24 protein-coding genes are annotated in these 24068 nt (G+C 58.6%); 16 read left to right on the top strand and 8 right to left on the bottom strand.

The genetic code is table 11. The annotated features are described in order from the left end of the window. Window positions 1-117 precede the first annotated feature (117 nt). The 4 genes from BN32_RS12555 (at window position 118) to BN32_RS12540 (ending at window position 3131) form a co-directional block, all read left to right on the top strand. Window positions 118-627, top strand: a complete 510-nt coding sequence (locus BN32_RS12555; protein ID WP_019198557.1) for a VOC family protein — start codon at window positions 118-120, stop codon at window positions 625-627. Window positions 628-707: 80 nt separating this feature from the next. Continuing rightward, on the top strand, window positions 708-1865 hold the full coding sequence (locus BN32_RS12550; RefSeq protein WP_430641918.1) for an acyl-CoA dehydrogenase family protein: 1158 nt from the start codon (window positions 708-710) through the stop codon (window positions 1863-1865). Between the two features lie 10 nt (window positions 1866-1875). Further along, window positions 1876-2415, top strand: coding sequence for a flavin reductase family protein (locus BN32_RS12545; protein WP_019198555.1), 540 nt, complete (start codon window positions 1876-1878; stop codon window positions 2413-2415). Between the two features lie 14 nt (window positions 2416-2429). Then, window positions 2430-3131, top strand: coding sequence for a TetR/AcrR family transcriptional regulator (locus tag BN32_RS12540; RefSeq protein WP_019198554.1), 702 nt, complete (start codon window positions 2430-2432; stop codon window positions 3129-3131). Here BN32_RS12540 and BN32_RS12535 read toward each other — a convergent pair. Genes BN32_RS12535 through BN32_RS12525 form a run of 3 tightly spaced genes read right to left on the bottom strand, consistent with a single transcriptional unit; the run spans window position 3099 to window position 6111 of the window. Beyond that, window positions 3099-4088, bottom strand: coding sequence for a Gfo/Idh/MocA family protein (locus BN32_RS12535; RefSeq protein WP_019198553.1), 990 nt, complete (start codon window positions 4086-4088; stop codon window positions 3099-3101). The two genes, BN32_RS12540 and BN32_RS12535, sit on opposite strands and share 33 nt — an antisense overlap. A 21-nt stretch (window positions 4089-4109) precedes the next feature. Further along, complete coding sequence (locus tag BN32_RS12530; RefSeq protein WP_019198552.1) at window positions 4110-4985, bottom strand: polysaccharide deacetylase family protein; 876 nt, start codon at window positions 4983-4985, stop codon at window positions 4110-4112. Between the two features lie 19 nt (window positions 4986-5004). After that, window positions 5005-6111, bottom strand: a complete 1107-nt coding sequence (locus tag BN32_RS12525; RefSeq protein WP_019198551.1) for an LLM class flavin-dependent oxidoreductase — start codon at window positions 6109-6111, stop codon at window positions 5005-5007. Between the two features lie 101 nt (window positions 6112-6212). Here BN32_RS12525 and BN32_RS12520 point away from each other — a divergent pair, with 101 nt between their 5' ends. From BN32_RS12520 to BN32_RS12465, 12 genes are all read left to right on the top strand, one after another. Continuing rightward, window positions 6213-7163 carry a LysR family transcriptional regulator gene (locus BN32_RS12520; RefSeq protein ID WP_019198550.1) on the top strand — a complete coding sequence of 317 codons (951 nt, stop codon included), beginning with the start codon at window positions 6213-6215 and terminating at the stop codon, window positions 7161-7163. Window positions 7164-7414: 251 nt separating this feature from the next. Beyond that, a complete protein-coding gene (locus BN32_RS12515) occupies window positions 7415-8296 on the top strand; it encodes an FAD binding domain-containing protein (RefSeq protein ID WP_019198549.1) in 882 nt (293 codons plus the stop codon). Further along, entirely contained in the window at window positions 8293-8778 is a 486-nt protein-coding gene (locus BN32_RS12510) for a (2Fe-2S)-binding protein (protein WP_019198548.1), read from the top strand. Before BN32_RS12515 ends, BN32_RS12510 begins: the two co-directional genes overlap by 4 nt. Then, window positions 8775-11168, top strand: a complete 2394-nt coding sequence (locus BN32_RS12505) for a xanthine dehydrogenase family protein molybdopterin-binding subunit (RefSeq protein WP_019198547.1) — start codon at window positions 8775-8777, stop codon at window positions 11166-11168. Before BN32_RS12510 ends, BN32_RS12505 begins: the two co-directional genes overlap by 4 nt. A 35-nt stretch (window positions 11169-11203) precedes the next feature. Continuing rightward, window positions 11204-12451 carry an ABC transporter substrate-binding protein gene (locus BN32_RS12500; protein ID WP_019198546.1) on the top strand — a complete coding sequence of 416 codons (1248 nt, stop codon included), beginning with the start codon at window positions 11204-11206 and terminating at the stop codon, window positions 12449-12451. Between the two features lie 59 nt (window positions 12452-12510). Further along, a complete protein-coding gene (locus BN32_RS12495; RefSeq protein ID WP_019198545.1) occupies window positions 12511-13395 on the top strand; it encodes a branched-chain amino acid ABC transporter permease in 885 nt (294 codons plus the stop codon). A gap of 13 nt (window positions 13396-13408) precedes the next feature. Then, window positions 13409-14395, top strand: coding sequence for a branched-chain amino acid ABC transporter permease (locus BN32_RS12490; RefSeq protein ID WP_019198544.1), 987 nt, complete (start codon window positions 13409-13411; stop codon window positions 14393-14395). Further along, window positions 14392-15159 carry an ABC transporter ATP-binding protein gene (locus BN32_RS12485; RefSeq protein ID WP_019198543.1) on the top strand — a complete coding sequence of 256 codons (768 nt, stop codon included), beginning with the start codon at window positions 14392-14394 and terminating at the stop codon, window positions 15157-15159. Before BN32_RS12490 ends, BN32_RS12485 begins: the two co-directional genes overlap by 4 nt. A gap of 4 nt (window positions 15160-15163) precedes the next feature. Further along, window positions 15164-15868, top strand: a complete 705-nt coding sequence (locus BN32_RS12480) for an ABC transporter ATP-binding protein (RefSeq protein ID WP_019198542.1) — start codon at window positions 15164-15166, stop codon at window positions 15866-15868. A 71-nt stretch (window positions 15869-15939) separates the two neighbouring features. Then, window positions 15940-16890, top strand: coding sequence for a cyclase family protein (locus BN32_RS12475; protein ID WP_019198541.1), 951 nt, complete (start codon window positions 15940-15942; stop codon window positions 16888-16890). Between the two features lie 15 nt (window positions 16891-16905). Next, complete coding sequence (hisD, locus tag BN32_RS12470; RefSeq protein WP_019198540.1) at window positions 16906-18213, top strand: histidinol dehydrogenase; 1308 nt, start codon at window positions 16906-16908, stop codon at window positions 18211-18213. Continuing rightward, window positions 18210-18983, top strand: coding sequence for an SDR family NAD(P)-dependent oxidoreductase (locus tag BN32_RS12465; RefSeq protein ID WP_019198539.1), 774 nt, complete (start codon window positions 18210-18212; stop codon window positions 18981-18983). The genes hisD and BN32_RS12465 overlap by 4 nt, the downstream gene beginning before the upstream one ends. 27 nt (window positions 18984-19010) lie before the next feature. Here the strand turns inward: BN32_RS12465 and BN32_RS12460 are convergent, their stop codons facing one another. The 5 genes from BN32_RS12460 to BN32_RS12440 all read right to left on the bottom strand — a co-directional run bounded on the left by BN32_RS12460 (window position 19011) and on the right by BN32_RS12440 (window position 24022). After that, entirely contained in the window at window positions 19011-19310 is a 300-nt protein-coding gene (locus BN32_RS12460) for a putative quinol monooxygenase (RefSeq protein ID WP_019198538.1), read from the bottom strand. Between the two features lie 147 nt (window positions 19311-19457). Then, the gene (locus BN32_RS12455; RefSeq protein ID WP_019198537.1) at window positions 19458-20345 is read right to left on the bottom strand and encodes a 2-hydroxy-3-oxopropionate reductase; all 888 of its coding nucleotides are present in this window, start codon (window positions 20343-20345) and stop codon (window positions 19458-19460) included. Between the two features lie 26 nt (window positions 20346-20371). Further along, a complete protein-coding gene (gene hyi / locus BN32_RS12450; protein WP_019198536.1) occupies window positions 20372-21157 on the bottom strand; it encodes a hydroxypyruvate isomerase in 786 nt (261 codons plus the stop codon). 40 nt (window positions 21158-21197) lie between these two features. Beyond that, window positions 21198-22997, bottom strand: a complete 1800-nt coding sequence (gene gcl, locus BN32_RS12445; RefSeq protein ID WP_019198535.1) for a glyoxylate carboligase — start codon at window positions 22995-22997, stop codon at window positions 21198-21200. A gap of 173 nt (window positions 22998-23170) precedes the next feature. Next, window positions 23171-24022: an IclR family transcriptional regulator gene (locus tag BN32_RS12440; protein WP_019198534.1), complete on the bottom strand. Its 852-nt coding sequence runs from the start codon at window positions 24020-24022 to the stop codon at window positions 23171-23173. Between the last annotated feature and the right edge of the window lie 46 nt (window positions 24023-24068).

Raw genomic sequence — 24068 nt, 5'->3', positions numbered from 1 at the left:
CCTCGCGGCGCGTTTTGTGCAGCGCGTCGTGGTCAATCCGCTTGCATTCCTGCCACTGCCGCGTTATTTATCGGGTGATAAATCAAAAAGACGTTGGCAAATTTCGGGAGTGCAAGCATGAAGGTTCTCGGTTTTAATCATCTCTCCATCGGTGCAAAGGATCTGGAAGAGTCGGCTCGCTTCTATCAAACCGTCCTTGGCATGGAGCTCATCCCGACCTACAATTTTGGTTTCAAAACCAAATACTTGCGGTGTGGAGATCTTCAGCTCCATCTCTTTGAACTTGAAGACAGCGTTCCGGTCTACCAGCACTTTGCGCTCGACGTGGACGATTTTCACGCCGCCTACGAACAGGCGAAGGCGATCGGCGCGTTGGATTTCAAAGCGTTCCGGAATGCAGTAAACGAATTGCCGGATGGTTGCGTCCAAATGTATCTGCGCGACCCCGCCGGTAATCTGGTCGAAATCGACTGGCCGGATGTGAATTCGCTGGATCGTTCGCGAATTCCGGAAATGAAGCTGTTGTCTGAATTCGCAACCCAGGATGACGAGGGACTCAAAGCTTCGCTCTATCTTGATCGGCCCCACATCAAGCCGAACGCTCCCAGAAAAGCAGCAGCGCGATAAGAGGCAGGGAGGCAGTCATGTCAGGCACCGTTCACAAGTTGGACCGGCGTTCGAGCGGCCAGGACGACGCGTATTCCGAGATGTTGCAGCGCGCTCATGCGCTCGTTCCGAAACTACGTGAACGTGCCGCAACGACCGAAGAGATGCGGCGCCTTCCTCCCGAGACCGAGAAGGATCTTCACGAGGCCGGTTTGTTCAGGATTCTACAGCCCAAGCGTGTTGGAGGTGCTGAACTGGATTACGTCGCGTTGGTCGATTTTGCCGACGTTGTCGCGCTGGCGGATGCTTCGGTTGCATGGAATCTTGCAAACCTGGCCAGTCATCACTGGATGCTCGGTATGTTCGACGAACGTGCGCAGGACTTAGTCTGGAAGGATAATCCAGACGCTCTTATCGCGTCGTCGTTTGTGTTTCCGGCCGGTCGCGCGACCAGGGTGGCGGGGGGCTATAAACTGTCTGGCCGCTGGCCATTCTCGTCAGGTGTTGATTCAAGCACCTGGAATATGCTCGCTGGAATTGTGTCATCCGATGACGACGCGGATGGCGTCGAGTATCGCGTCTTCTTGCTGAAGCAGGACAACTACAAGATCCTCGACGTATGGAATTCTACCGGCCTGAAGGGGACGGGATCGAACGACGTCGAGGCCAAGGATGTGTTTGTCCCCGAGCATATGACGCTTGCGGTCAAGGATGTGGCGGGCGGCGCCACGCCGGGGAGCATCGTCAATCCCGGCCCGCTTTACGCGCTGCCTGTGTTCGCGTTGTTTCCGTTTGTCCTGTCGGGGGCCGCGCTCGGCAATGCGCAGGCGTGTCTGGACGACTACGTCGAGATCGCACGGCATCGTGCCTCGACCTACAACCGTGCCAAGCTGGGTGATTTGCAGACGACGCAGATCAAGATTGCCGAAGCCTCGGCCAAGATCGATACGGCACGTCTCATCATGCGGCGGACCTGCATTGATGCGATGGCCGACGCCCGGCGCGGCGACATTCCCATGCTCGCAGAAAAGACAAGGTATCGGAGGGACGGTGCCTATGCCGTCAACCTGTGCACGGAAGCGGTTTCGCTGCTGTTTTCCGCGAGTGGTGCGCGCGGTCTTTACACCACGGGCGCGCTTCAGCGGCAATTCCGGGACGCGCATGCAATCAATGCACATATTGCGTTCAGCTTCGATGCAGCCGGGACGAACTACGGGCGCGTCGCGCTCGATCTGCCGTCCGAAAATCTGACCCTTTAAGAGGGTAGCTATGGTCGCCGTTTCGCAGCACCCCACCGAAATCGGAAATGAACTGTCGAGCGACAGCTCATCGATCGATCCGCGTGATTTCCGCAACGCGCTAGGCTCGTATGCCACCGGCGTTACCGTAATCACAGCTGCAACTCCGGATGGCAAGCAGGCAGGGTTGACCTGCAATTCGTTTGCATCAGTTTCGCTCAATCCGCCGCTGGTGCTCTGGAGTTTGGTGATTTACTCGCCGAGCATGAGCATTTTTCAGAACGCGAGCCATTTTGCAGTCAATGTGCTCGGCGCCTCGCAGCAGGCGCTTGCAATGCAGTTTGCCACGCGTGCAGAGGACAAGTTTGCCGGGCTGTCGTGGGAGCCAGGTCTGGGCAATGCACCCGTCCTTGCCGATGCCGTTGCCACATTTCAGTGCCGCAGCGCTGACCGCTATTACGGCGGCGACCATGTAATTTTCCTTGGTGCGGTGGAGGCTTATGCGTACAACCGTGCCGAGCCGCTGCTATTTGCACGCGGTAATTTTGGTCACTTCGTTCCCAGGGCGTGATCCCGCAGGTTTTTATGGCAAAGAAGTCGTCATCATCGGTCACCCGCGTCAAGCAGAAGCGCCTGTCTCCCGAAGATCGGCGCCAGGAATTCGTTCGCAAGGCGACAGAGTTCTTTTCCGAAGAAGGATTCAACGGCGGCACCCGCGAGCTCGCGCGCCAATTGGGCGTGACCCAGCCGCTGCTCTATCGCTATTTTCCGAGCAAAGAAGAGTTGGTCAAGGAGGTTTACCGCAAGGTTTATCTTGAGCCGCTCGACACAGGTTGGGAGAAGCTTCTCACTAATAGGTCGCGTCCGATCCGCGAGCGGCTGGTGCAGTTCTATGAGGCCTACACCAACGTGATCTTCACGCGAAAGTGGCTGAGAATCTATCTGTTCTCAGGTCTCAAAGGTCTCGATATCAACCGCTGGTACGTGGGCGTTGTGCGCGACAAGATCCTGACGCGCATTATCAAGGAATGCAGATTTGAAGCAGGCCTGCCGACGCAGGCGAAGCCAACGGCGGCCGAGATCGAAATGGCGTGGGTCTTCCACGGCGGTATTTTTTATTACGGCGTCCGGCGGTACATCTACGAGATGCCTGCTCTTCAGGAAAAGGAAGAGATGATCGCCAACGCGATCGACGGTTATCTCGCGGGATTTTTGCGGATGTCGGGTCAAGATGCCAAGCGGCCTACCGTGAAATCAAACCGGCTCAATGCTGCCGCTCTTCGCTGAGCGCTGAATGGCCTCGAACGCCCGGACGTTGGTTAGCATCTCATCATGGGACACGGGATAGGAAGCGCCGCCGAGCGCTGCCCGCCCGAACGCTTCCAGATTGTCGCGCACTGCCGGATGGGGCTGATAATAGGTCGTCTCCGGCGATTGATTGCGGAGAACGCGGGTAACATCCCAGCCGGTCGGATTTTCGGGGTGCGTCCGGTCGCGGATCTCCATCCAGCCTTTGGATCCAAGCAGCGCCAAGCGCCCCATGAAGGGTGTCGCAAGAACCGCACTCAACGTCGCTGTCGCACCGCTGTCGAAGCCGATGGTGATCGAGAGTGTGTCGCCGTTCGCGAATTGGCTTCCGAGTGTCGCGAGTCGGGCCCACACATGGGTGGGCTTCCCGAGCATCGCGATCGACAGGTCCACCAGATGAATGCCGGTTGCCGACAACGGGCCGACGGGGTTGACCGTGTTTGACAGGCGCCAGTTGTCGGGCGGCAGGTTGAGGAATTTGTCCTGACTGAAATTGCCTTCGAGCACGAGCGCGTTGCCGAATTCACCATCGGCCAGCCGTTGACGCATTTCGATCACGGCAGGCTCGAAGCGTCGTTCATGACCGATGCCGAGTTGCACTTTTGCTGCTTTGACCGCGGCGATCGCGCGCTCGGCATCGGTCGCTGTCGTGCAGAGGGGCTTTTCGCAAAACACGTGACGTCCCGATCGGGCAGCGGCCTCAATTTGGGCCGCGTGGTGGTCCTGCGGGGTGCAGAGAATGACCGCGTCGATATCGGATCGCGCCAGCGCATCTTCAAAGCGCGCGGATGTTTCAAGCCCCAATGCAGCGCCCTTCGCGCGCATCGGCTCAAGCGGATCAATGCCCAGCACGGGTTTGATAATGTCGCTGGTCGCGAGATTGCTGGCGATGGTCTGCCCCCACCATCCCAGCCCGACAATGGCGGCCCGGATCATTCGCTGTACTCCAATCGGAATTTAAGTCTTGGCCATCTGGCCGCGATACCAGTCACCGATCTCGCTGGCGGTCATCAGCGCCACGCCATCGTGCCCGATGACGTAATCGAGCAGTTGTTCCAGGTATTTGATCCGGTGCGGAACGCCGGTGATATAAGGGTGGATCGAGATTGCCATGACGCGGGCGTTCTCTTCGCCCTCGAGATAGAGCCGGTCGAACTGATCGATGCTCCGCCGCAGGAATTGATCCGACGCCATGTGATGCAGCGCATGAACGACGATGTCGTTGGTCTCGACGGTGTAGGGGATCGTCGTGATGGTCCCGTGAGGCGTTTCGATGTCTTGCGGTAGGTCGTCGATGACCCAGTCGGCGACATATTCAATCCCGTTCAAGCGGAGAAGATCGAGTGTTTCACTGGTTTCAGTGAGCCCGGGACTTTCCCATGACCGGGGAGCCTTGCCAGTGAATTTTTCGATCGTGTCGACTGCGCGTTTGATCGCGTCACCCTGATTGTCAACCTTGTGCATCGGGCCTTGCAGAAAACCATGTCCCATGAACTCGAATCCGGCCTCGCGGGCCGCCGAGGCCACACGCGGATAGGACGTGCAGACGTTCCCGTTGATCGCGAGTGTGGTGGGAATGTTTCTATCTGTCAGAGCCTTGAATTGACGCCAGAAGCCCGCGCGCATTCCGTATTCATGCCATGCCCAGTTCGGCACGTCTGGAAGCAGCGGTTGCCCCATCGGAGGGCTGAGAACCGTGCGAGGCATGGCATTCTCGATGCGCCATTCCTCGACATTGAGGATGATCCAGACGGCGAGCTTTTTGCCGCCTGGAAGTACCAGTTTGGGACGGTCGATGAGGGCCTGATAAGGAACGCGATCGGTGAGGGCCAATTGAGGTGCCTGCTTTTGTCTATTCCGCGGCTTTCGCCAGCTTCGGCGAACCGGCTTTCACTAAAGGCAGCACTTTCTCCGCCGTCAAGATCATGGATTTACGCCCAAGCTCGCGGTCTTTCCAATCCTTGCCGGCGTAGAGCAGCGTGCCGAATGTGCCGACTTCGTTCTGAAATGCAAGGATCTGGTCTGCGACGCTGTCCGGCGTACCGTAGATGATCAGCTTGTCGCAGATCATGTCCAGCGTCACTTCATCGTCGGGTTGATCGCGGTGCGTCTTGAACAACTCGATTCGCCCGTTCTTCTTCAGTTTGGTAAAGAGCGACCGATAGTAGTTCACATAGGGGCCATCGGGATCGGTTGCATAGGCTTTGGCCTTTGCAGCGTCGTCTGCAACGAAGACGCTCTTCGCGACGCGCCAGTTGGTGGGGTCCGCAACCCGGCCGCCACGTTCGCAGCCTTCGACATATTTGGGCCAGTGGCTTTTCACCCACGCCGGCATGAGGAAATTTGCCGAGATTGGGTCCCATCCGCGGACCGCTGCTTCCGTCACGCCCTTTGAAAACGGCGCGACTGCAGTAACGACGATCGGCGGATGCGGTCGTTGCAGCGGGCGGGGAATGTAGCCCTGGCCGATTTCCTTGATTTGCGTACGTTGCGTAGACACAGTCCAGTACTTGCCCTGAAGATTGTAAGGCGGTTCGCCGGACCAGATGCCGAGCACCTGATTGATAGCTTCGAGGAACATCTCGTTGCGGTTGAAGTCGAGATTGCCGAAAAGTTCTGCGTCCGACAGAAGCCCACCGGGGCTGATGCCGAAAATAAACCGGCCGTTGAGCATATGATCCAGCATCGCGATGGTGGCCGCGACTGTTGCGGGATGTGTGTTGGGCATGTTCACGGTGCCGGTGCCCAGCTTGATCTGTTTCGTCGCGGCGGCAATCCAGGCCAGGAACGTGACGCAGGAGGTGATGTTTTCCGCCTTGTCGGTGACGTGCTCGCCGACATAAGCCTCGGTAAATCCAAGCTCGTCAGCCAATAGGAAGGCCTCGCGATCCTCGGCCAGCGATTGACGCCAGTCTTTGTCCAGCGGGTGGATCGGCATGGTGAAGAAGCCGAGGTTCATGGCGTGTTTCCCGATTGCTTGTGAATTGACCGTGAGAGTAACGATTGTGGTCTATTAGAAAAATGATTATTCATAATCTCTGGCATCAGGAAAATTGATGGATGATTTCCCTTCGGCAAATCAGATCCTTCGTCGCGGTGTATGAAGAGCGTTCGTTCACGTCGGCTGCGAAGCGGGAAGGAGCCACCCAGTCCGGCATTTCGCAACACCTTAAGCAGCTCGAGTCTGAGCTTGGCGCAGCATTATTCGAACGCAGTGGCAGGGATGTCGAGCCGACGCTGGCGGGGAAACTCTACTATCGTGAGTGTGTCGAGGTTCTGAAGAAACTGGAGGCCGCTCAGCAATGCGTTGCCGTCAATCATGTCCGCGGTGCGATTCGTGTCGGCTTGATGCCGACCTTCACCAGATCCGTGCTCGCTCCCGCGCTGGAAAAATTCCTTGCGTCCGCCCCGGGTTCTGAAATCAGCGTCACCGAGGCCTACTCGGGTGTGCTGACCGACATGATTCTGAAAGGTGAGTTGGACTTCGCTGTCGTTCCGGCGTTCGAAGGGGCGACCGGCATCTCGCATGGGCTCCTTGCCCGGGATCGCGAGATGCTGGTGAGCGCGAAGCGAGGCAAGAACAACCTCAAGCCGGCCAAGCTATCTGAACTTGGGCCCTTAAAAGTGGTGTTGCCGGGCGTTCAGAACACGCGCCGCAGAAACATCGAGACTTATTTCAGTGCTAACGGCGTTGTGGTCGAGCAGCGGCTGGAGCTGGACGCCATGATGGGTACGCTGCAATTTGTCGCAGCGAGCGACTGGGTCGCCATTCTGCCGTTCGTGATGATGGCATCGGATCTCGACGAGGGGCGCTTCGACGTGAGGCCGCTTGATGATCCGCCCTTCTATTCCGAGTTCGTTTTGATCGAGCCGGCCCGCAAGGTGATGTCTCCTGCTGCCGCGTTGTTCGCTGACATTCTCAAGATGGAGACCGAAAGATCGCGGCTGTTGTTTCAGGAACGCACTGGTAGACAGCAGCTTCCGCGCCGGAGCGCCACGCGCCGACGGTAGGATTTGTGCGGCGCGATAATTCTGTGTGGCGAACTCTGCAAGCCATAATTCCTTAACTCTCACTTTGCTTTGTCGCGCTTGTTTCGCCTTATGGGGATGAGTCAACGACCTTCGATTTCTGCGGTTGATGCGACATCACGCCCATGGTCCAGAAATAATCGTTCGATAAACAACGCTTGACCTTTGATGTCCGGCACCCTCTAATCATTCTCGAAGCCCATCAAAAAATGAGGCGAGGGGAGGTTGCCGGAATGAAAGCTTCGGCTTTCAGCTATACGCGTGCTTCAAGCGTCGTTGACGCATTGGAGTTGCTTGCCCGGCACGGCGATCAGGCGAAGGTTCTTTCTGGCGGTCAAAGTTTGATGCCTGCGTTGAATCTGCGGCTGTCGGCCCCCGAATTGCTGGTCGATATCGGCGCCATCGCCGAGTTGCGCGGGGTCGCTGTTGAGAACGGCGTCCTCAGGATCGGCGCGCTGACCCGTCATGTCGATGTGCTGAGATCTGCTGAGATCGCCAAGCACGCGCCGCTGCTGACGGATGCGATCGCGCATGTCGCGCATCCGGCGATTCGCAACAGAGGCACATTCGGCGGCAGTCTCGCGCACGCCGATCCTGCATCGGAGCTTCCTGCCTGTGTTCTCGCGCTTGATGCTGTTCTCCTCGTGCGCAGCAAGAATGGCGAGCGCCGCATCCGGGCCGTGGAGTTCTTTACCGGCATCTATGAGACGTTGTTATCTCCCGAAGAGTTGCTGATTGCCGTCGAGATTCCTGTCGCAAAGCCGAATGCGGTTCACTTCTTCCACGAATATTCGCGGCGGAAAGGCGACTACGCCATCGTTGGACTGGCGGCATCTGCAATTCGGGATGGTGATGTGTTGGAAAACCTGCGGCTTGGTTACTTCGCGGTGGGCGACAAGCCGATGCTTGCGACGGCGTCGGAGCATCTGACGGGGCGACCGGTCACCGCGTCGATGCTGGCTGACGCGCAGACTGCGCTCGACGCGGAGCTTGATCCGCAGGAAGATCAGCAGGCCTCTGCCGGAATGCGCCGCTATCTCGCGCGCCAGTTGATGGCGCGGTGTGTGTCGACCTTGCTCGACCGTCAAGATCTTGCAACAAGGGCGCTGGTGTGACGGATCTCGTGCCAATTTCTCTGACGGTCAACGGCGAGCGCGTTTCCGCGCAAGTACTGCCACGATTGAATCTGGCTGATTTCCTGCGGGAACAGCTGGGGCTCACTGGAACGCATGTCGGCTGTGAACACGGCGTGTGCGGAGCGTGCACGGTTCGCGTCAATGGCGACACCGTGCGTGCCTGCCTCTTGCTTGCCGTGCAGGCAGAAAATGCATCCGTTCAGACGATCGAGGGATTGTCCGATAGCGGGGAAGTATCTGACCTTCAGGCAGCATTCCGCGCGCGCAATGCCCTTCAGTGTGGATACTGCACGCCGGGTATGTTGATGGCCGCGCAGGATATTCTGATTCATGAACCGCAAGCAGATCGCGAGCAAATTCGCGAGCATCTCTCCGGCAACTACTGTCGCTGCACGGGTTATCATGCGATTGTCGATGCTGTGCAAGCGACGGCCCGTGCGCGTTCGGAGCAGACACGATGAACGACGGCTCCGAGAAGCAGTCCGGTCTTTCGGTTTTGGACCGTCCGAATTCGTATATCGGAAAGACGGTGCCGCGCCCCAACCTCGACCGGCTCATGCAGGGGCGGGGGCAGTATGTCAGCGACATGGTGCTGCCGCGCATGGCGCACGTCGTATTTCTGCGTTCACCCTATGCCCACGCGAAGATCCTGAGCATTGATGCCGCAGTAGCAAAGACGATGCCGGGCGTGATCGCGGTGGTCACGGGGGCCGAGCTCGCGAAAGTCATTACGCCGTGGGTCGGCGTGCTGTCCCATCTCAAGGGTCTCAAGTCGGCTCCGCAGCACGCCATCGCGATTGATCGCGCTTGTTGGCAGGGCGAGGCGGTGGCGGCGATCATTGCGACCAGCCGGGCTCTGGCTGAGGATGCCGCCGAAGCTTTGTCGGTGGATTACGAAGAGCTCGTTCCAGTCACGGACATGCGCACTGCGCTTGATCCCGATACGCCGGTGATTCATTCGACCTTGGGGGACAATCTGGCCTTCGAGCGCAATCTCGATGCTGGAGCCGTTGATCAGGCTTTTAAGGACTCGGATGAGGTTGTGGAAGCCGAGTTCGTCTTCGGCCGTCACACCGGTGTTACGCTAGAGCCGCGCGCGGTTCTTGCGGACTGGAATTCCGGAGAGGATCGCCTGACCGTTTATCTGGGCACCCAGGCGCCGCATATGGTGCAGAATATCGCTGCCCTGCATTTGGGTCTCGATGAGGCGCAGGTTCGCGTGGTGTGCAAGGATGTCGGCGGTTCGTTCGGCATCAAGGTTCACATCTATGCCGACGAGATGGCAACACTTGCCCTGTCGAAACTGCTGCGCCGCCCGATCAAATTCGTTGCCGACCGCGTCGAGAGCTTCAACACCGATATTCACGCGCGCGATCATTTCTGCAAGGCGCGCATCGGCGTCAGCAAAGACGGGACAATCAACGCATTCGAGATCGACGACGTTACCGGTATCGGCCCGTACTCGATGTATCCGCGCACCAGCGCGATCGAGGCCAATCAGGTCGTCAATCTGGTCGGCGGCCCCTACACGACTCAAAATTATCGCGCGCGGACTCGCGTGGTTTTCCAGAACAAGAATGTCACCTGCCAGTACCGCGGCGTCGGGCATCCGATCGCCTGCTCGATCACTGAAGGGCTTGTCGATCTCGCGGCGCAGCGGATCGGGATGGATCCGATTGAAATCCGCCGCCGCAATCTTATTCGCGATGACGCCTATCCTTGCGGCTCGCCGTCAGGACTTAAATTCGAGGCGCTGTCGCATCATGCGTCGCTCGATAAACTCGTCGCAATGATGAATTACGATGCGTTACGAGCTGAGCAGGCCGATCTGCGCAAGCAGGGGATCTATCGCGGCATCGGCATTGCGAGCTTTATCGAGGTCACAAACCCGAGCGCGGCGTTCTACGGCGTGGGCGGGGCGCGGATTTCGTCACAGGACGGTGTTGCCGTGCGTCTCGACGCCACCGGCCGGGTGATTTGCCAGACCAGCATCACCGAACAGGGGCAAGGGTCAGAATCGCTGACCGCGCAGATCGTCGGCAGTGTGCTCGGCGTATCGATGGAACGCGTGCGCGTGATTCTGGGAGACACCGATAATACGCCATACGGCGGCGGCACCTGGGCATCGCGCGGAGCCGGCATCGGCGGCGAGGCCGCCTTGCAGGCGGCGAAGGTGCTCCGTAAAAACATTCTGGATGTCGCGGCAGCCATTCTTCAAGCCAAACCGGGTGATCTCGATATCGTCAATAATGCGGTCGTGGATGCCGACGGTGGACAGCAGCGCATCGAATTGCATGAACTGGCGCGCATCGTGTACTTCAGGCCTGATACCCTGCCGCCTGGATTCCAGCCCGAATTGATGGCGACCCGGCATTTCGTGCCCCGCGAGTATCCGTTCGCGTTCACTAACGGTGTTCAGGCTTCGTGGCTTGAAGTGGATACTCAGTCAGGATTTATCAAGCTGCTCAAGCATTGGGTCGTCGAGGACTGCGGCACGATCATCAATCCCCAACTGGTAGATGAGCAAATCCGCGGCGGGGTGGTTCAGGGGCTAGGTGCGGCGCTTTACGAACACTGTATCTATGACGAGCGCGGACAGCTCACCAATGCCAACATGGCGGATTACCTCGTTCCCATGGCGGGCGAGATGCCGGATATCGACGTTGGGCATATTGTCTCTCCCACACTGGATGGCGAACTCGGGGCCAAGGGAGCGGGAGAAGCGGGGACAGCAGCAGCAGCAGCTGTCGTCACCAATGCCGTGAACGACGCGCTTGCGCCATTCAATGTCGCCGTTACTGAAATTCCGCTGACACCAAAAATCATTCTCACCGCTCTCGGGCGGATCTGATCGCACAACAAAGAACATCAACCTTGGAGGAATACATGGCTAACAAGACGACAGGTTCCATCTCTCGCCGCCGCTTGCTGACAACCGCTAGCGCCGGCGCTGTTCTGGCGGCCTCGCCGTTTCGTATTAATCTGCTTCAGGCGCAGGAAGCGACGATTAAGGTCGGATTTCCGGTCCCGCTGACCGGTCCATACGGCACCGAAGCGCAAGATCAGGTGCGTGCGGCTGAAGTTGCCATCGCTGAATTCAATGAAGCTGGCGGCCTCAACGGCCGGAAGGCCGAGTTGCTCGTACGCGACGACAAGCTCAATCCGGGCGAGGCGGCGACCCGTACGCTGGAACTGATCGAGAAGGAAAAGGTCAACTTCATCGTCGGCAGCCTGTCTGCGTCGGTTCAGCTCGCCGTGAACAATGTCACCAAGGAACGAAAGACCATTTACAACTCGATCAGCCAGTCCGATGAAATCAACGAGGTCAAGGATTTCAGCAAGTACACGTTCCACGAAGCACTCACGCCGCACCTGACCGCGGGCGCCGTCGGACGTTATGCGTTTCCGAAATTTGGCAAGAAGGTCGCGTTCCTCACGGCGGACTATGCCTACGGCCATGAGATGGTGCGCGGCTTCCAGGAGGCCGGAAAGGCATTTGGCGTTGAAAGTCTCGTCGATATTCGTCATCCGCTCGGCACAACAGACTTCTCGGCCCTGCTGCCGCGTATCCAGGCGTTGAAGCCGGACATCCTCGTCATCAGCAACTTCGGCCGTGACCAGCAGATCGCGCTCAAGCAGGCCACCGACTTCGGTATGAAGAAGAGCATGAAGATCGTTGCTCCGATCCTGCTTTATACCGGTCGCATTGCCGCTGGAGCGCAGGCATTCGAGGGCGTCATCGGTGGAACCTCGTATTACTGGGGTATCGAAGACAAGGTTGCGTCTGCGAAGGCGTTCAACGACCGCTTCCGCAAGATGCACGGTGGAAAGGTGCCGTCGGATTACGGCGCGCTGGGCTATGCCGGCGTGAAGACCTTGCTGATGGGGGCCAAGGCAGCTGGCACCACTGACACCGACAAGGTCATTGAGGCCGTCGAAGCGCTTAAGTACGACTATTACAAGGGCCCTGAGTACTATCGCAAATGCGACCATCAGGCAGTGCAGTCGGTTCTCATCATCGAGTCTAAATCGAACCCTGAGAAGGGCGATGCCGACGTTTTCAAGGTCCTCGCCACCGAGGAGCCGACCGAAAAGAACCTGCGCACCTGCGAAGCGCTCGGCCACAAGTCCTGAACCATTTGAACTAACGGACGCGCGTCCATCATGGGCGCGCGTCCTCTCTGGAGATATCCATGGCCGGTTTGAGTTTCGATCTGATCGCGTTGCAATTGTTCACCGGTCTGGCGCTCGGCGCGATCTATGTGCTGTTCGCCATTGGGTTGTCGCTGATCTTCGGCATGTTGACCGTTGTGAACTTCGCGCACGGTGCCTTCTATATGGTCGGCGCATATGTCGGACTTTTCCTTCTCTCGCTGGGAGGAAATTTCTGGCTTTGCCTCATCGCGGTCCCATTGATCGTTGGCACCGTCGGTCTCGTTGTCGAGCGGTTCTTGATCCGGCCGCTGTATGGCCGCGGCATTGATTATCCGCTGCTTCTGACATTCGGTCTGAGCTATGTGATGGTCGAGCTCGTTCGTATTGCCTTCGGCAAGAGCGGCTATCCGTTCGATACGCCTGAGATCCTGCAAGGTGCGGTGAACATAGGCGTCGGATACTTCCCACTCTATCGCTTGTTCGTCATCGGTATCGCGGCAGCTGTTCTTCTGGGTCTCTGGCTTTTCCTCGAGCGTACAAGCTTCGGCCTGATCATCCGTGCGGGTGCGCGTGATCCGCAGATCGTCCGCGTGCTTGGCGTCAACGTCTCGCGGGTCTGGCTGTTTGTTTTCGGCATCGGTTCCGGTATTGCGGCATTGGCCGGGCTTCTTGCCGCGCCGCTGCAAGGCGTTATTCCCGAAATGGGAGCGACGATTCTTGCCGAGGCGTTTGTCGTGACAGTTGTCGGCGGCATGGGCTCGATCGGAGGCGCAGTCATTGCTGGCCTTCTCGTTGGCGTGGTCGTCAGCATGACGTCGCTGTTCGCGCCCGAAATGGCCAAGGTTTCGATTTTTGCCTTGATGGCAGTAGTTCTTCTCGTCCGTCCGCAGGGCTTCTTCGGCCGTGCCGGGCTCATGAGCTGAGGCGAGTAAAACAATGAATGAACTTTCACAGACCCTGACGCAGCCGGGCGTTGCTTCGGCGAGTTGGTTCGATTTCGCCAAGCGTCATCGGGCGATCCTTGCCAGCATTTTCGTACTGGTGTTTCCCTTGGTAATGCCGTTCACGGCATTGGCCGTGAACATCTTGATCTATGGACTCTACGCACTCGGTTTCAATTTGCTGTTCGGATATCTCGGACTGCTGTCGTTCGGGCACGCAGCATTGTTTGGAACCGGCTCCTATCTCTGCGGTATCGCAATCGTTCATTTCGGGTTGCCGTGGTATCTCGCCATTGTGGTCGGAATTATTGGCGGCGCTGTGATGGCTGCTGCGATCGGCGCGTTGGCGATCCGTACCCGCGGCATCTACTTCGCTATGGTGACGATGGCGCTGTCGCAATGCGTCTTTTATATCTTCTATCAGGCGGTCGATTGGACCGGTGGCGAGAACGGTCTGCGCGGAATCAACGTTCGCGTCATTGACATATTCGGTCTGAAGCTCGACTTCATCGATCCGCTGACCCGTTATTATGTCGTTGCGGTGTTTGTCATCCTGGCGTTGTTCATGCTGTCGCGGATTCTGGCGTCGTCGTTTGGCGCCGTAATCGAAGCCATCCGGGAGAACGAAGCGCGGGCGCGTGCCTCCGGATATGACGTGACGCGAACGCGGCTCATTACATTCATCCTCTCCGGTGCATTCTGCGGCCTCGCCGGAGCGCTGATGGCGCTCCATCTGTCCATCGTACCGATCGAGATCTTGCATATCGAGACATCGGGCATGGTGGTGATGATGTCGCTGCTGGGAGGAATGGGCACGTTCTTCGGCCCGTTCGTCGGGGCTGCGGTTTTCCTGTTGCTTGAGAATCTGGTCTCGATCTGGACCGTCCACTGGCAGCTGTTCGTGGGCGCGGTCTTTATGATCTGCGTCCTGTTCTTCCCGGCAGGCATCTGGGGAACGATCTTGAAGTGGGTCAATAAATGACGTCGGTAGACACATCCTCGCAGGTTATTCTGCGCACTACCGGTGTGAGTAAATCGTTCGGGAAATTCGTCGCCCTGAGCAATATCTCTGCCGAGTTCTCGCGGAACGCGATCACATCTATTATTGGGCCGAACGGCGCCGGGAAGAGCACCTATTTCAATCTGTTGTCAGGCGCTTTTCCTCCGTCCACCGGCAAGGTCGAGTTCGAAGGACGCGACGTCACCAATATTGCGCAGCACGAATTCGCACATATGGGCATCGCAAAGTCCTTCCAGATTACCAACGTATTCCCGCAGCTGACGACGCGTGAGAACGTTCGCGTCGGGCTTCAGGCATTTGTTTCGCGTTACGATATCTGGCGGCCACGGGCCAAACTTCCGGGCCTTGTCGAAAGGGCCGACGCGTTGCTTGCACAGGTCGGGTTGTGGGATCGTCGCGAGCGGCTCGCGAAGGAACTCGCGCACGGCGAGCAACGCGCGCTCGAAATCGGCATGGCTCTGGCGAGCAACCCGCGCCTGTTGCTGCTGGACGAGCCGACTGCAGGAATGAGTCCTGAAGAGACGCGCGTAATGATGGACCTCATTGTTAAGCTCGCCCAGGAACGCACCGTCATTCTGGTCGAGCACAAGATGAAGCTCGTGATGGGTATCAGCGACAGGGTGCTCGTACTTCACCACGGCGAGCTGCTTGCACAAGGAACGCCGACCGAAGTCCGCCAGAACGAGCAGGTCAAGCGGGTCTATCTTGGCCAGCGGGAGCACTAGAGCGATGTTGCGTGTCGAAAATCTCAACTCATGGTACGGCGCCAGCCATGTGCTGCAGGACATTGGCCTTGAGGTGAACAAGGGCGAGATCGTTTGTCTGATCGGCCGTAACGGGGCCGGCAAGACCACAACCCTGAAGTCGATCATCGGCCTTCTGGACAAAACGCGGGGTTCGGTGACGTTCAAGGGCAAGGAAGTGCTTGGCGAGCCGGCGCATGTCCGATTCGGCCTGGGACTGGCTTATGTCCCTGAGGAGCGCCGGATCGTTCAGGGACTGACCGTGCGGGAAAACCTGCGGCTCGGCCTCGTCGCGTCGCCTGACAAGAAGGACGAGGTTCGGCGTATCGCGCAGATCGCCGAAATTTTTCCACGACTGGCGGAGCGGCTGGATCAGGAAGCCGTCACAATGTCCGGCGGCGAGCAACAGATGCTCGCGATTGCGCGCGCCATGATCGCCCGGCCGGATCTCATCATGCTTGATGAGCCCTCCGAAGGCATCATGCCGGTACTGGTCGATGAAATGTTCGAACTGTTCCGCAAGATGAAATCGGAAGGGACGACCATTCTGCTTGTCGAACAGAACGTGGAACTGGCGCTCGATATCGCCGATCGTGCCTACGTGCTGGATCAAGGCTCTGTCGTGCATCATGCGACCGCCGCCGCTCTGCTGGCCGACGACGAAATCAAGGAGCGCTATTGCTCGGTCTAGCCCAAGGGCTGCCGAGACATTCGCTCGTCCATAAAATTATCGATCGATAAATAAAACAGAAGGGCATCATCATGAAAGTCGACAGAGCCGCGATCTATGAAGCCGCCAAGAAGCTCTCAAACTGGGGCCGTTGGGGCGCGGACGACCAGATCGGGACGCTTAACAACGTCACGTCTGAAGATGTCATTAACGCGGGCAAGCTGATCAAGAAGGGTAAGGTCTTCTCGTTGGGGCTTTCGCTGAAAGAGCCTATCCAGTCGGGATTGTTCGGAGGCCGGTGGAACCCGATTCATACCATGCTGGCGACGGGCACCGATGCTGCGGCAGGGAATCAGGACATCCCATCACCCTATCTGCGCTATGCCGACGATGCGATCAACATGCCTTGTCAGGCATCGACGCAGTGGGACGCTCTCTGCCACATCTTCCTCAATGACAAGATGTACAACGGCTATGATGCCAAGCTGGTCGACGCGCGCGGCGCGAAGAAACTTGGTATCGAGCACACCCGCGACAAGATGGCAGGCCGCGGAGTGTTGCTCGATGTTGCCCGGTTCAAGGGCGTTGAATCGCTCGACGACGGCTACGCCATCACCAATGCGGACCTCGATGCCTGCGCCAAAAGGCAGGGCGTCGAAATTCGCAAGGGTGACTTCGTGATTGTTCGCACCGGCCACCAGGAGCGCTGCCTGAAGAAGAAGGATTGGTCGGGCTACGCGGGTGGCGATGCACCCGGCATGGCATTTGAGACTTGTTATTGGATTCGCGAGAAGGACATCGCTGCGATCTGTACCGATACCTGGGGATGCGAAGTCCGCCCGAACGAGACCAACGAGGCCAATCAGCCCTGGCACTGGGTGGTGATCCCGGCGATCGGGATTTCCATGGGCGAAATCTTCTATCTGAAGGAATTGGCGGAAGATTGCGCAGAAGATAAGATCTATGAATTCTTCTTCGCTGCACCGCCGATGCATTTGCCGGGCGCAGCCGGATCGCCGATCAATCCTCAGGCAATCAAGTAATCGCGGAGAAATCTGATGGCGAAGTATCTCAAGCGTAGCCGCGACGCTGCTCAACGGGCTGAGGACGATTCAAAGGTCCGCACCTCAGTTGAAGGGATTCTTGCGGACATCGAGAAGCGTGGCGATGACGCGGTTCGGGAACTGTCGGTGAAGTTCGACCAGTGGGATCGCAAGGACTACCGGCTGACTGATGCCGAGATCAAGGATTGCGTTGGGCAATTGTCCAGGCGGAACATCGATGACATCAAGTTCGCTCAGGAGCAGGTCCGCAATTTCGCTCAGCATCAACGCGATGCGATGAAGGATGTCGAGGTCGAGACGCTGCCGGGTGTCGTTCTTGGTCACAAGAATATTCCGGTCAACTCCGTCGGTTGCTACGTCCCCGGCGGCAAGTATCCGCTGCTGGCATCTGCGCATATGTCGGTCATCACCGCAAAGGTTGCCGGTGTCTCGCGCATCATCACCTGTGCGCCACCGTTCCAGGGCAAGCCGGCTCCGGCCATTGTTGCCGCGCAGCATCTTGCAGGTGCGGATGTCATCTATTGCCTCGGCGGCATTCAGGCTGTCGGTGCGATGGCGATCGGGACAGCGTCGATCGCACCGGTCGACATGCTGGTTGGACCGGGCAATGCATTCGTGGCGGAAGCGAAGCGTCAGCTTTACGGGCGCGTCGGGATCGATTTGTTCGCGGGCCCAACCGAAACGCTGGTGATCGCTGATGAAACCGCGGACGGCGAGATATGCGCGACCGATTTGCTCGGGCAGGCCGAGCACGGGCCGAATTCCCCGGCGATTCTGCTCACCAACTCCGAGAAGCTCGCACGCGAGACCATGGCGGAAATCGAACGCCTCCTGAAGATTTTGCCGACCGGGGCCGTCGCGGCCAAGGCGTGGGAAGACTATGGCGAAGTAATTGTCTGCGATTCCGAAGAGGAAATGGTGAAGGAAGCGGACCGCATAGCCTCCGAGCACGTGCAGGTGATGACCCAGGATCCGGATTACTTCCTGAAGAACATGACCAACTACGGCGCTTTGTTTCTGGGATCGCGAACCAACGTGGCTTACGGCGACAAGGTGATTGGCACCAACCACACCCTGCCGACCAACAAGGCAGCACGCTACACTGGCGGGTTGTGGGTCGGAAAATTTCTCAAGACCGTGACTTATCAGCGCGTCCTGACGGACGAGGCATCTGCCATGATCGGCGAATATTGTTCGCGCCTCTGCATGCTGGAAGGCTTCGCTGGTCATGCCGAGCAGGCTAATGTTCGCGTCCGGCGTTATGGTAGACGCAACGTGCCCTATGCGAGCGCCGCGGAATGAGCGGCCAGTCGCTGCCGGCAACGCCGACCTTCCGGCTTGATGGCCGGCGTGCCTTGGTCACCGGAGCAGGTCGTGGCATCGGCCTCGCGGCGGCTGCGGCGCTGGCGGAAGCAGGTGCGCATGTCACGTTGTGCGCACGTACCACGAGCGAGATCGACGAAGCGGCAGCGGCGCTAAACAAGAAGGGCTTTGCGGCGGATACGCTCGCCCTTGATGTGACGAACGTGGCGGCCTTCCGCGCGGCGATTGACGCGCGGGAGCCATTTCACGCTTTCGTCAATAATGCGGGGACTAACCGGCCCAATCCCTTCACCGATGTGCCGGTTGAGGATTTCGATGCGGTGATGAACCTGAACGTGCGTGCGGCGTACTTTGCAGCACAATCCGTCGCCAAGCGGATGCTTGCGGCGGGCGCTCGTGGCTCGATCATCAATATGTCGTCGCAGATGGGGCATGTCGGCGGCGCCAACCGATCGCTTTACTGCGCGTCGAAGTGGGCGATGGAAGGCTTCTCCAAGGCGATGGCGATTGACCTTGCTCCGCAAGGCATTCGCGTGAACACACTATGTCCGACCTTCATCGAGACGCCGATGACAAGGCCGTTCTTCGAGAATGCTGCGTTCAAGGAAAGTGTGCTCTCAAAGATCAAGCTCGGGCGCCTCGGTACCGTTGAAGATCTGATGGGGGCGATCGTCTTCCTCGCCGGCGATGCGTCAGCGCTGATGACGGGCTCCTCGCTCATGATCGACGGTGGATGGACGGCGGATTGATGCCTCGGGCGTCGTCAGAACTGTGAGCTAGGGCATCTGTAACGACGCCGCATCATAGATCTGGATCGTGGAGGGCTCGGACAGCATGCCCCGCAGCGCCTTCACGAATTCGCGAGATGCCGGCACCTGAAAGTGAGCCATCAAGGCTCGCCCATCAACCCATTGCTCGACGAACACGAAGCGTAGCGGATTTTCACAATCGATATGCACGGCATGCGAAATGCAGCCGGGTTCCGTGCGCGAGCGATGAACATGCTCCAGGCTTAGCCTGCGAACTTCGTCGAATGTTTCAGGCTTGGCGATGGCGTCTCCGGTCACGACAATCATGTGTCTCTCCCAGGATGCTTCCACCAGGCGGCTTTGCCGGCTGATGGAGCGCGTGGAGAGATTAGCCCATTGGGACGGCATGGAAGAGCGGCGCGGTGTTGTTCTCACCGCGCCGTCAAACTCAATTTCAAGGTACTTATCGTAAAATCAGGCCTTGGCGACTTCGTGGCTGGCCATTGTCTCCAGCGCTTTCACCATTGCGGAATGGTCCCAGGCTTTGCCGCCTTGAGCCACGCAGGAATTGAAGAGCTGCTGGGTCATTGATGTATTTGGCAACGACAGGCCAAGCGCCCGCGCGCCGTCCAGCGCGAGGTTGAGGTCCTTCTGGTGCAATTCGATGCGGAAGCCCGGATTGAACGTCCGCTTGATCATACGTTCCCCATGCAATTCGAGGATGCGCGATGTGGCTAGTCCCCCCATCAGCGCCTGTCTCACCAGTGTCGGATCGGCGCCTGCCTTTGATGCAAACAGCAGGCCTTCGGCGACGGCCTCAATGGTCAACGCAACGATGATCTGATTGGCGACCTTGGTGGTTTGGCCGTCGCCGTTGCCGCCGATCAGGGTGACGTTCTTGCCCATCCTCTCGAACAGGGGCTTGACCGTGTCGAATGCGCTTTGTGGTCCGCCCACCATAATAGTCAGCGATGCGGCCTTCGCGCCGACTTCGCCGCCGGAGACTGGCGCGTCCAGATAGTCCGCGCCCTTCGCGTTGACCTTCTTTGCGAATTCTTTTGTCGCGATTGGTGAAATCGAACTCATGTCGACGACGACCTTACCCTTCGAAAGTCCTTCCGCGACGCCGCTGGCGTTGAAGAGAACCGACTCAACGTCAGGCGTATCGGGCACCATGATAATGACGACGCTCGCTCTCTCTGCGATCTCCTTGCCGGACTTGCAGGCGATAGCGCCCGCGGCAACGAGTTCTTTCGACGCGGCGGACTTCTCCAGCACAAACAGGCGGTGCCCGGCGGCCTGCAGGTGGCCCGCCATCGGCCGCCCCATGATGCCGAGGCCGATGAAACCGATATCGGTCATTTTCTGATCTCCCTGGTTCTTCTTGATTACGCATCGACCGTATGCGCTTCGTACCACCCAAGACCTTCCAGGGTGGTGGTCCTCGGCTTGTATTCGCAGCCGATCCAGCCACGATATCCGATCTCGTCGAGATAGCGAAAGAGGAAGGGATAGTTGATTTCGCCGGTCCCCGGCTCGTTCCGGCCGGGATTATCGGCCAGCTGGATATGCGCGATGCGATCCAGATGCTTCTTCATGGTCGGTGCGAGGTCCCCCTCCATGATCTGCATGTGATAGATGTCGTACTGGACAAACAGATTCTCCGAGCCGACTTCCGAAATGATCTGGATTGCCTGCTCCGTCCCGTTGAGGAAGAAGCCCGGGATATCGCGGGTGTTGATCGGCTCGATCAGTAGCTTGATTTGCTGCTTTGCAAGCGCTGTAGCGGCATAACGGAGATTCTCTACGAAAACGGCGTGCAACTCTGCTGGATCGGCGTCCGCCGGCGCTATCCCAGCGAGGCAGTTCACCTGCCGGCAGCCCAGCGCCTTCGCGTATTCAATGGCGCGCTTGACGCCGTCGCGGAATTCGGCGGTGCGATCGGAAAGAATTGCGATGCCGCGTTCTCCGGCGCCCCAGTTTCCCGCAGGCAAATTGTGCAGCACCTGAGTAAGTCCATGTTGCTGCAACTGTTCGCCCAACACTGCCTTTTCAAAGTCATAGGGAAACAGATACTCCACGCCGCTGAACCCAGCCGCCTTGGCTGCCGCGAAACGCTCGAGAAACGGCAGTTCGTTGAAGAGCATGGTGAGATTGGCTGCGAATTTTGGCACGAGGAATGTCTCTTTCTTGTTTGTGACGCTGGTCGCGCGGTCAGACAGGTAGCAGCTTGCCTCGGGAGGTCTTCTCTGGGCTCGCCGGCGTGTCGTCGAGCGGCAAGTCGAGCACTTCTTCGAATTCGACAATATTGTCGATCTCGGTCCCCATCGCGATGTTGGTGACCCGTTCGAGAATGAATTCGACCACTACCGGGACGCGATATTCCGCCATCATCTGACGCGCCGTCGCGAACGCGGCCTGTGCGTCTTCCGGATGCGTGACCCGGATCGCTTTGCAGCCAAGCCCTTCCGCTACGGCAACGTGATCGACGCCATAGACTCCGAGTTCCGGCGCATTGATGTTCTCAAATGAAAGCTGGACATGGTAATCCATGTCGAAGCCACGCTGCGCCTGACGGATCAAGCCGAGATAGGAGTTGTTCACGACGACGTGGATGTAAGGCAGCTTGAACTGCGCGCCAACGGCCAGTTCCTCGATCAGGAATTGAAAATCATAGTCCCCGGAAAGTGCAACGATCTCGCGCGTCGGATCGGCGGCGCGTACGCCGAGCGCGGCGGGCAGGGTCCAGCCAAGCGGGCCGGCCTGACCGGCATTGATCCAGTTGCGCGGGCGATAAACGCCGAGGAATTGCGCGCCGGCGATCTGTGACAGACCGATTACGCTGACATAGCAGGTATCACGGCCGAAAGCCTTGCTCATCTCCTCGTAAACGCGCTGCGGCTTGATCGGCACGTTGTCGAAGTGGCTCTTGCGCAGCATGGTGCGTTTGCGGTCCTGAACCGCCGCGGGCCATGCCTGCCGCTCTTTCAGCTTGCCTGCTTTGCGCCATTCCTTCGCGATAGAGACGAATAATTCGAGCGCGGCTTTTGCGTCCGAAACGATTCCGAAATCTGGATTGAACACGCGGCCGATCTGAGTCGGCTCGATATCGACATGCACGAAGGTGCGGCCCTTGGTGTAAGTCTCGACCGATCCGGTGTGGCGATTGGCCCAGCGGTTACCGATGCCGAGCACAAAGTCCGACTCGAGCATGGTCGCATTGCCGTAGCGGTGGCTGGTTTGAAGGCCGACCATTCCGGCCATCAGGACATGATCATCCGGGATCGCGCCCCAGCCCATCAGCGTCGGCACCACGGGAACATTAACGATCTCGGCGAACGCCACGAGAAGGTCGGACGCATCGGCATTGATGACACCGCCGCCGGCCACGATCAGCGGGCGTTCGGCGGCGTTGAGCATATCGAGCGCCTTCTCGACCTGCCTGCGCGTTGCGGCGGGTTTGTAGACCGGCAGGGGCTCGTAGGTCTCGTCGTCGAATTCGATCTCGGCGAGCTGGACATCGAGCGGCAAGTCGATCAGCACCGGGCCGGGACGGCCTGAGCGCATGATGTGGAACGCCTGACTGAAGACACGTGGCACCAGCGCTGGTTCGCGCACCGTAACGGCCCATTTGGTGACGGGCTTTGCGATCGACTCGATGTCGACGGCCTGGAAGTCCTCTTTGTAGATGCGTGCACGGGGCGCCTGCCCGGTGATGCATAGGATCGGGATTGAATCGGCGATAGCCGAATAGAGCCCGGTGATCATGTCGGTTCCGGCCGGGCCGGAGGTGCCGATGCAGACGCCGATGTTCCCCGCCTTGGCGCGGGTGTAGCCCTCGGCCATGTGAGATGCGCCCTCAACATGGCGCGCCAGGATGTGATTGATCGATCCGCGCTTCTTGAGAGCGGAGTAAAGTGGATTGATCGCGGCGCCCGGAACGCCGAATGCGCAGACGATGCCTTCCTTCTCAAGGATACGCACCGCTGCATCGATTGCCCGCATCTTCGCCATGTCACACCTCGAATGGTTAGGTTCGATGTGATCATCACGAGGACGGCGGGTCGTCTCAATGGTCTTGAATTTGTTTCCCGCGATGCGACGTACATGTGAAATTCTCTCGCGCGATCAAACGACTAGAGAGAAGTAAAAGTGAAAATCTGAATGTAAGCAAAATTGCGCTGCGCTCAGCTCTTGCCTTGAACAACCGGCATCACGCCTCCGAGTGCGATGGTCAGCTCGGCTGCAACGTCGCGTACGATATTGCCGATGATCGGTACGCGCTCCTCGGTGATGCGGGATGTCATCCCGGAGACCGAAATCGCGGCTAGCGGCTCGCTGCAATCGTTGTAAACCACCGCAGCGATGCACCGAAGCCCCATACGGGCTTCCTCGTCATCGACGGCGAAGCCGCGCTGCCGGACGATCTGCAGCGCCTTGAACAGTTCGCCCGGACGGACGATCGATTTCTCCGTCAATCGCGGCATACCCTGACGGTGAATGATCGCATTCACGTCTTCATCGGAATATGTCGCCAGCACTGCCTTGCCGACGCCGGATGCCACCATGGCCACGCGGCCGCCCACCTTTGTGAGCGAGCGCATGATCTCGCGGCTCTCCATGCGGGTCAGAACAATGATGGTTTCGTCATCAACAACCGCAAGGTTCGCGGTTTCACGTGTTAGATCGCGCAGCTTGCGCAGATAGGGCATCGCATGGGCGACGAAGTTCCGGCGCCGCGCGAACGTCGATCCAACGGCGAAGCTGCGGGCGCCGATGTGCCACTTAGCCTCGCTTCGGTCGAACTGCACGAAACGGCGCTTCTCAAGGGTTGTCAGCAGGCGATGGACCGTAGAGGTGGACAGGCCGGTACGCACGGCAAGATCGGTGAGCCGGTAGCCTTCATCGTCCTCGGCAAGAGTTTCGATCAGCGTCAGAGCGCGGTTGACGGACTGAACGCCGCCGTCCTTGCCTTCGGTTTCCGCCTCAACGCCGCTTCGCGGCTCGATTAGCCTTCGCCGGATCACACTTTTCTTCATTACTACCTACGGCCGTCGATAGAAGTGAAGCTCGTGCTGAAAAGAG

Origin of the sequence: Afipia birgiae 34632, assembly GCF_000308295.2 — a bacterium.
Classification (GTDB): Bacteria; Pseudomonadota; Alphaproteobacteria; order Rhizobiales; family Xanthobacteraceae; genus Afipia; species Afipia birgiae.
The sequence above is the reverse complement of the archived record's forward strand: the minus strand, read 5'-3'. Positions and strand labels throughout refer to the sequence as shown.

Excerpts from the sequence above, each read along its gene's own strand:
- BN32_RS12485 (WP_019198543.1), top strand. The coding sequence starts at position 14,392 with ATGACGTCGGTAGACACATCCTCGCAGGTTATTCTGCGCACTACCGGT.
- BN32_RS12465 (WP_019198539.1), top strand. The coding sequence starts at position 18,210 with ATGAGCGGCCAGTCGCTGCCGGCAACGCCGACCTTCCGGCTTGATGGC.
- BN32_RS12515 (WP_019198549.1), top strand. The coding sequence starts at position 7,415 with ATGAAAGCTTCGGCTTTCAGCTATACGCGTGCTTCAAGCGTCGTTGAC.
- BN32_RS12525 (WP_019198551.1), bottom strand. The coding sequence starts at position 6,111 with ATGAACCTCGGCTTCTTCACCATGCCGATCCACCCGCTGGACAAAGAC.
- BN32_RS12495 (WP_019198545.1), top strand. The coding sequence starts at position 12,511 with ATGGCCGGTTTGAGTTTCGATCTGATCGCGTTGCAATTGTTCACCGGT.
- BN32_RS12520 (WP_019198550.1), top strand. The coding sequence starts at position 6,213 with ATGATTTCCCTTCGGCAAATCAGATCCTTCGTCGCGGTGTATGAAGAG.
- BN32_RS12550 (WP_430641918.1), top strand. The coding sequence starts at position 708 with ATGTTGCAGCGCGCTCATGCGCTCGTTCCGAAACTACGTGAACGTGCC.
- BN32_RS12555 (WP_019198557.1), top strand. The coding sequence starts at position 118 with ATGAAGGTTCTCGGTTTTAATCATCTCTCCATCGGTGCAAAGGATCTG.
- BN32_RS12545 (WP_019198555.1), top strand. The coding sequence starts at position 1,876 with ATGGTCGCCGTTTCGCAGCACCCCACCGAAATCGGAAATGAACTGTCG.
- BN32_RS12460 (WP_019198538.1), bottom strand. The coding sequence starts at position 19,310 with ATGATTGTCGTGACCGGAGACGCCATCGCCAAGCCTGAAACATTCGAC.
- gcl (WP_019198535.1), bottom strand. The coding sequence starts at position 22,997 with ATGGCGAAGATGCGGGCAATCGATGCAGCGGTGCGTATCCTTGAGAAG.
- BN32_RS12500 (WP_019198546.1), top strand. The coding sequence starts at position 11,204 with ATGGCTAACAAGACGACAGGTTCCATCTCTCGCCGCCGCTTGCTGACA.
- BN32_RS12480 (WP_019198542.1), top strand. The coding sequence starts at position 15,164 with ATGTTGCGTGTCGAAAATCTCAACTCATGGTACGGCGCCAGCCATGTG.
- BN32_RS12440 (WP_019198534.1), bottom strand. The coding sequence starts at position 24,022 with ATGAAGAAAAGTGTGATCCGGCGAAGGCTAATCGAGCCGCGAAGCGGC.
- BN32_RS12505 (WP_019198547.1), top strand. The coding sequence starts at position 8,775 with ATGAACGACGGCTCCGAGAAGCAGTCCGGTCTTTCGGTTTTGGACCGT.
- BN32_RS12475 (WP_019198541.1), top strand. The coding sequence starts at position 15,940 with ATGAAAGTCGACAGAGCCGCGATCTATGAAGCCGCCAAGAAGCTCTCA.
- BN32_RS12490 (WP_019198544.1), top strand. The coding sequence starts at position 13,409 with ATGAATGAACTTTCACAGACCCTGACGCAGCCGGGCGTTGCTTCGGCG.
- BN32_RS12455 (WP_019198537.1), bottom strand. The coding sequence starts at position 20,345 with ATGACCGATATCGGTTTCATCGGCCTCGGCATCATGGGGCGGCCGATG.
- BN32_RS12540 (WP_019198554.1), top strand. The coding sequence starts at position 2,430 with ATGGCAAAGAAGTCGTCATCATCGGTCACCCGCGTCAAGCAGAAGCGC.
- BN32_RS12535 (WP_019198553.1), bottom strand. The coding sequence starts at position 4,088 with ATGATCCGGGCCGCCATTGTCGGGCTGGGATGGTGGGGGCAGACCATC.
- hisD (WP_019198540.1), top strand. The coding sequence starts at position 16,906 with ATGGCGAAGTATCTCAAGCGTAGCCGCGACGCTGCTCAACGGGCTGAG.